We start from the raw sequence: 527 nt of genomic DNA on the forward strand, positions 1-527 counted from the left end.
CTTGTCGAGGCGGTCCAGGGCAGCCTGCAAGTCGTCGACCTTGGCCTGGATGCGGTCACGTTCGGAGCGCAGCATGGCTCGTTGGTCGGCATCGGTGTGCCCGGCGACCCAGCACGGCAGGAGCTCCGTGATCCTTCGGCTGGTCAGGCCGGCGGCGAACATCTGCTGGAAAAAACGGGCCAGGGGGACGGCATCCTGCCGTTAGAGGCGCTGACCGGACGGGCTGCGCTCCGCGATGAGCAGCCCCTGCTCCTCGTAGTAGCGCACGGCGCGTACCGAGACGCCGGCACCCCGCGCCACCTCGCCGATGCGGATCAGCCGCTCGTCCGCGGCCTCGGTGACGGTCATGGTGATTCCTCTCAACCCGGCCCGGATGACCAGCACTTGCCTCTGACGTTAGCGTCAGGTTTTAGCGTACCGGGCATGGACATCAACAACTCAGTTGCCCTTGTCCCCGGAGCCAACCGCGGCCTGGGCCGCGCCTTCGCCCAGCGCCTGCTCGAACGGGGCGCCCGCAAGGTCTACGC

2 pseudogenes are annotated in these 527 nt (G+C 68.1%); one reads left to right on the plus strand and one right to left on the minus strand.

The window, feature by feature from the left end:
* Positions 1-348 (minus strand): annotated as a pseudogene (locus TN53_RS42065) (MerR family DNA-binding transcriptional regulator); the annotation flags it as partial.
* A 75-nt stretch (positions 349-423) separates the two neighbouring features.
* Here TN53_RS42065 and TN53_RS46440 point away from each other — a divergent pair.
* Positions 424-527, plus strand: a pseudogene (locus TN53_RS46440) (short-chain dehydrogenase); the annotation flags it as partial.

Origin of the sequence: Streptomyces sp. WM6386 (genome assembly GCF_000972385.1) — a bacterium.
Classification (GTDB): Bacteria; Actinomycetota; Actinomycetes; order Streptomycetales; family Streptomycetaceae; genus Streptomyces.